Annotated in this window: 8 protein-coding genes; all 8 read left to right on the top strand. The window is 35.7% G+C overall.

Features of this window, described 5'->3' with window-relative positions:
- The first annotated feature begins 122 nt into the window (after positions 1-122).
- Positions 123-1,199 carry a glutaminyl-peptide cyclotransferase gene (locus tag Q1R07_RS07410; protein WP_300488001.1) on the top strand — a complete coding sequence of 359 codons (1,077 nt, stop codon included), beginning with the start codon at positions 123-125 and terminating at the stop codon, positions 1,197-1,199.
- Between the two features lie 46 nt (positions 1,200-1,245).
- Positions 1,246-1,686, top strand: a complete 441-nt coding sequence (locus Q1R07_RS07405) for a hypothetical protein (protein WP_300487998.1) — start codon at positions 1,246-1,248, stop codon at positions 1,684-1,686.
- 95 nt (positions 1,687-1,781) lie between these two features.
- Positions 1,782-2,288: a hypothetical protein gene (locus Q1R07_RS07400; protein WP_300487996.1), complete on the top strand. Its 507-nt coding sequence runs from the start codon at positions 1,782-1,784 to the stop codon at positions 2,286-2,288.
- 63 nt (positions 2,289-2,351) lie between these two features.
- Positions 2,352-3,122, top strand: coding sequence for a hypothetical protein (locus tag Q1R07_RS07395; protein ID WP_300487994.1), 771 nt, complete (start codon positions 2,352-2,354; stop codon positions 3,120-3,122).
- 145 nt (positions 3,123-3,267) lie between these two features.
- A complete protein-coding gene (locus tag Q1R07_RS07390) occupies positions 3,268-3,960 on the top strand; it encodes a hypothetical protein (RefSeq protein ID WP_300487992.1) in 693 nt (230 codons plus the stop codon).
- A 10-nt stretch (positions 3,961-3,970) separates the two neighbouring features.
- On the top strand, positions 3,971-4,639 hold the full coding sequence (locus tag Q1R07_RS07385; protein ID WP_300487990.1) for a hypothetical protein: 669 nt from the start codon (positions 3,971-3,973) through the stop codon (positions 4,637-4,639).
- Between the two features lie 17 nt (positions 4,640-4,656).
- Positions 4,657-5,349 (top strand): hypothetical protein, encoded by a 693-nt coding sequence (locus Q1R07_RS07380; RefSeq protein WP_300487988.1) that lies wholly within the window; start codon positions 4,657-4,659, stop codon positions 5,347-5,349.
- Positions 5,350-5,395: 46 nt separating this feature from the next.
- Positions 5,396-5,642: hypothetical protein (locus Q1R07_RS07375; protein WP_300487986.1), on the top strand; the 247-nt coding region annotated here is incomplete at its 3' end.

Genomic DNA, 5,642 nt, shown 5'->3' with positions numbered 1-5,642 from the left:
AGTCTGCAGGAGCTGGTCGTGTAGGACTTGCCGGTGCAAATATACAATCTTTTTATATTTTTGCAAGGCAATTGTGAGATATAAAATACAATTGTATATTGTGGTATCCAATTTTAATAACCATGAAAAAGTATAATGCATTCGCATTCATTTTATTAAGCTCTTTTTTCTTTTCGTGTGACAACGGAAAAAAAAATGAAGAAAATTTATTTAGCCTCGATACAACCGACTTAAAAGAGGTATACCAGCCCAATGAAAGCCTTGGATTGGGTATAAAAAATGTCGAAAACAAGCCTGTCGACTCTATTGTTTTTTACATCAACAACAAAATTGTAGGCCGCGTTAAAGGAAGTGAAAAATTTGCTTTTGCTTTAAAAGAACAAAAACTGGGCTACCAGAATATTAAAGCCTTGGTTTATTCGGAAGGAAAATCAAATGAAATAACCGGACGTATTGAAGTAGTATCGGATGTACAACCGAAACTTTTAAAGTATAAAATTTTAAACACCTACCCGCACGACATCAAGGCCTATACACAGGGATTGGAATTTTACCGCGACACTTTAATTGAAAGTACCGGAAATGGTGCCGGAAACGGAACCGGATTGCGCGGTATTTCCAGTTTGCGCAAAACCGATTATAAAACCGGAAAAGTATATAAGATTGTCGAATTACCTCAAAATGTATTTGCAGAAGGTACAACCGTATTAAATAATAAAGTATACCAACTTACGTATCAGAATAACGAAGCCTACGTTTATAATGCCGATACGTTTACAAAAGAAAAAACCTTCCCTTATTTTAAACAAATGGAAGGATGGGGATTATCGAACGACGGTAAAAACCTGCTAATGTCGGACGGAACCGAAAAAATCTGGTTTGTAAATCCGGCAGACTTTAAAGAAGTGGACTATATTAATGTTTATACGGCCGGTTCTAAAATTAAAGCGGTAAACGAAATGGAATGGATCGACGGTAAAATTTATGCTAACATTTATACCAAAGATGCGATTGCGATTATCGATCCGAAAAATGGCGCGGTAGAAGCTATTGTAAACCTTAGCGATCTTAAATCGAAAGTAACGGCACACCCGGATCTGGACGTTTTAAACGGAATTGCCTACAATCCTAAAACCAAAACCATTTTTGTGACTGGTAAAAACTGGGACAAAATGTTTGAAATTAAAATCGAAAACTAATTGTTTCTAACTACCCTATAAATCGTGTAGACCCAAAAATCAAAATATGCCCCAGGAAGAAATCAACAAGGAAGTAACGGAACGATTAAAGCAAATTTACTCCGCTTATTTCGATTCGGAATATCTTGATCAAAACCTTGAAGTACCGCGAATTTATACGGATAATGTCCAAAAATTAGACGTTGGCGATTTATATAGTCTTTCAAGAGCATTATCCAACACCACATCATGGACAGCAATGTTTGACAATGAATTTTTGGAACGACGGGATGCCAACCAACTTACCAAAAATGATAAACTATTTCTGGTTATTGGCGAATGGGGATCACACCATGAGTTTCTACTATGTTGTGATAAATCGTCTGAAGATTTTGCTAAAATATTCGACTTCAATGATGCTCACCCATGGTGTGGGCATCATAATGAAGTGGAATGGGCTGACTTTAGAGAATTCCTCAAAGAAGATTTTAAAATTGACTTAGAATAACCGGACAGGCTTGCTTTATCTGGAAAACCCTACTCCTATTTAATGATCAACTGAGTTTTTTAACCTTAAAATCCGTACAAACAAAGGCTCAAAAAATGGAAAGACTTACAAATGATCCCATAGCCGTAATGCGTGCGGCCGAAATTGAAGTCGAAAGCTTTGATTTAAAAGATGGAGAAAAAATCGTGGCCTATTTCGCCCAATTCCCGTCAATTGGTGGATTTCCATATAAAATAATTGTAGTTGAAACCCCAGACGGAACAATCCTTTCAAGATTCAGACAATGGGATACCGAATACAACTACTCCCAATGGACCAGCGGGATTTATAATCTGGACCGACTTCGAATCATTACCGATGAAAAAAAGCTTTCCGAAACCGATATTACAGGACTAAAACAGCAATTAGTAAAACTGGAACAAACAGCATTACCCGAAAGCTTGCGGAAGGAAAAAGCCATCGTTCTGGACGGTTCCGAATGGAAATTTGGTATCCTTTTGGCTAATAAAAACATAGATTATACCTGGAGAGCGGCAACAGAAGCGATAGAACTGTTTGTCCCGATAATCGAACTGATCCGAAAACAGCACAAATTCAGATAGTAAAAACGGTTACTTTAGGTACAGATCAAATTTCAAATCATTACACCATTTACTCTTTAAAATATGAACCAGGATTTATTACATCAGATCGAATACCTAAAAGACTGCAAAGGAATTAAAGGCAGTACATTCGAGAATTTAGGACAACGGGTTTACGACAAAATAAAAAATATCCTCCAAAATCCCGATTTGTTTATCACCCATTTGTATATTCCAAAAGGATCCGAAGAAAACGCACAAATGGTGACAGCGCAATACAAACAGCTGTTTAACAAAGATATTGATCCGGAATTAGCATCTTTTTATCAGTGTTTTGATGGATTTGAATTCCGCTATATCAATCCGAGTCAGGTTTGGAATGAATTTGATAAAGATGAAATCGTTGACTGGGATCAATTTGATGTCGATCCGGAAAATTTGAGTTATGCCGATATGATTAAAAATGAAGAATACGAAGATGAAGTCAGAGATGAGTTTCATGCTATGATCGGATTGGATTTTGAGGAACCTGCTTTTAATAATCGGATGTCGGATTCCGATAATGTAAAAGAATTTGTATTCTATGGTGAATCCGCTATTGAGTTTGCCGATTCGGGAATACGAACACTTATTCCGCCGGCAGCTCATTTATTCGCAGAGGGCAATAAAGTAAAGCATCAACCGGATAGTATTCATGTATTTTATTTGGACTATTTTGATTTTTGGAGTCAAACGGTTATTGGTAAAAAAGATAACACTATTGCCGTTTATGCCGGAACCGATTATTCTGCTTCTATTGATAACTGGGAATTTAATGATGCCGCATCCTTTCTTCAGAAAAGATTGATCAAATAAAAGAACAATTGATCACAGTGTACACCTTGATATCACGGATTACAAATCCGCGATATCAGGTATCAGATTAAATACGAATATTTTAAAAAATTTCACAAAAAAATGAAATAAAACGATATGTTTGTACTTCCAATTACAAACAGAAATGGGAACACTACATGAAGTCTATCAGTTAAAACCCAAAGTCATAAATTGTGGTGCCATCCTACGGGTTCGAAGAGAAAAAGAGACTGCTTTTTTAGAAAAATACACCGATCCTCAAATCGATTATACCAATGACGGGCACGGTATTTTTTCCAATACATTCGTCATAAACGCTCCGGATGGAAAAGTGAGAAGATATGCCCTTTATGCCACAGAAAGAATCATAGATTTTAAAGAACTTGGTATTTATATATCCATACAGGATAGCAGTAAAAATGGTTTCGGAAGCGATTTTGATGTGCTTATAAATGAGATGGCTGCCTATTTGGAAGATTCCCTATTCTACGTGATCTGGGATCTTATAATCAACCGGTATGAAATCACAAATGGAACATTATATCATAAAAACACCCGCGATTTTAGTGTTTGGAATTATGATTTTGGAAAATACTTAAAAGCAAATTATACCGATGCCGAGCCAATTATTGGCGATTATTATGCTGATCAAACATACGAAATGCTAGTACGGCATAATGAAATGATTGAAGAGGGTGAAAATCCAAAAGATTTGTATGATGTAGACGAGTATGAAGAATTACTCGATAATATTTCAAATTACAAAAATACTAGTACTCCGGAAGAATATAAAGCATTAGAAGATTGGTTAAAAGTTCAAATAGCGGATTACGATTAAATAATTAAGTATGAAATACTTTGAAATAAAACAAGAAACCGATTCGAAAATAATTGGTAAATATCCTCAGGTAAAAGAATTAAAAATCGGTTTTCATGAAGCAAGAGCTTCGCAATGGGGTATCATAAGCAAATGGAAATCAGAAGATGACATTCCCGACCTTAATAATTTTGTTTTGCATAATAATTCGAGGCTTTCAGACTGTGTTTCTAATAATTTTGTCATCACATCCAGTGGTTTATTTCTCAGTGAAAAATGTTCTCAGATTTTAGAAACCTTTACAATAAACGGCAGTTTTCATCCCATGACTATTTTTCGCCGCGGAACGCCTCATCCCTATCGTTTTCTTTGGTACGAATATGGCGCTACAAGCAAAATAGATTTTAAAAAATCTGAATTTATTGAATATAACGATATTTATGAAAAATCGGGAGCGATAATAGCTGTAGACGACTTTGAAGATTATAAAGCTAAGTTTAGAATATTATTTGATGACATTGAAGATGAAGCCGGTTGGGATTTAAAGTCGAAATCATTAAAAATCGCTGGGTGTTTTGATATCACTCCCGCTTTTGGAATAGGCTTAATCTGTAACGAAAAAGTAAAAAATGCCATTGAAGAAAATAAACTGACCGGATTTGATTTCCGCCCTATTGATACCGAAATTTTATTTGACTAAAGCCGCTATTACAAAAAATGGGAACACTACATTCCGTATACCAACTTAAATCAAGAATGCTGAATTCCGGTGCTATCCTTCGGGTTCGCAAAGACAAAGAAAGTCTCTTTTCAGAAAAATATGGCATTAATAAAACTAATACTATTGGAAACGAACTGAACGTTTTTGAAAATACATTTGTCACCAATACGCCGGATGGTAAAGTGAGAAGATACTCGGTATATGCAACAGAAAGGGTAATTGATTGCAAGGAACCCGGTATTTATGTCTGCATACAAAGTGGTAGCAAGTATGGTTTTGACAACGACTTTAATGTCTTTCTAAAGGATATGGCGCTCTATTTGGAAGATAGCTTATTCTACGTAATCCCGGAAGATATTTACCGATATGAGATTACAGACGGAACCTTATATTTCAATGGTCCGAGCAATTTCGATCGTTGGCATTATGATTTTGGAGAATACCTGATTCAAAATTATACCGATTCCAAACAGCTCATTGCCGATTATTATGTGGAACAGGCAAATGAAGTGATCATCTGGCATGAGGAAATGATTGAACTTGGAGAAGATCCAAAAGCACTGTATTACGATTTAGAGGATTATGAAACGTTACTTCATAAAATTTCGAATTACAAAAATCATATTACAACCGAAAAATTTAAAGCATTAGAAGATTGGTTAAAAGTTCAAATAGCGGATTACGATTAAATTAAATCGAAGAAACGACCCGCTAATAACCATAATACAAAATAAAATGAGTGAAACACTTACACACCTTGTAGTCAATTGGATCGATATTGACAAAAATGTTATTTTGGTTGGCGGAACAGACAACCTACGATGGAAATGGGATACCGAGATAGGAATGTCCGGTGATGATGCCAAGACGATAGCTATTGTAACGTTAACCGATAATGGTAAAGGCTATGCTGTTTCGGAACGAGCGGAATTTTTTTGTTCAATGGAGGAACCTACCCGATTCTTAGCAATGTCCAACCTAA

The organism is Flavobacterium sp. (genome assembly GCF_030146175.1).
GTDB lineage: Bacteria > Bacteroidota > Bacteroidia > Flavobacteriales > Flavobacteriaceae > Flavobacterium.
The sequence above is the reverse complement of the archived record's forward strand: the minus strand, read 5'-3'. Positions and strand labels throughout refer to the sequence as shown.

What these genes read in the sequence shown, in the direction of transcription:
- Q1R07_RS07410 (WP_300488001.1), top strand. Translation starts at nt 123, where the DNA reads ATGAAAAAGTATAATGCATTCGCATTCATTTTATTAAGCTCTTTTTTC.
- Q1R07_RS07405 (WP_300487998.1), top strand. Translation starts at nt 1,246, where the DNA reads ATGCCCCAGGAAGAAATCAACAAGGAAGTAACGGAACGATTAAAGCAA.
- Q1R07_RS07400 (WP_300487996.1), top strand. Translation starts at nt 1,782, where the DNA reads ATGGAAAGACTTACAAATGATCCCATAGCCGTAATGCGTGCGGCCGAA.
- Q1R07_RS07395 (WP_300487994.1), top strand. Translation starts at nt 2,352, where the DNA reads ATGAACCAGGATTTATTACATCAGATCGAATACCTAAAAGACTGCAAA.
- Q1R07_RS07390 (WP_300487992.1), top strand. Translation starts at nt 3,268, where the DNA reads ATGGGAACACTACATGAAGTCTATCAGTTAAAACCCAAAGTCATAAAT.
- Q1R07_RS07385 (WP_300487990.1), top strand. Translation starts at nt 3,971, where the DNA reads ATGAAATACTTTGAAATAAAACAAGAAACCGATTCGAAAATAATTGGT.
- Q1R07_RS07380 (WP_300487988.1), top strand. Translation starts at nt 4,657, where the DNA reads ATGGGAACACTACATTCCGTATACCAACTTAAATCAAGAATGCTGAAT.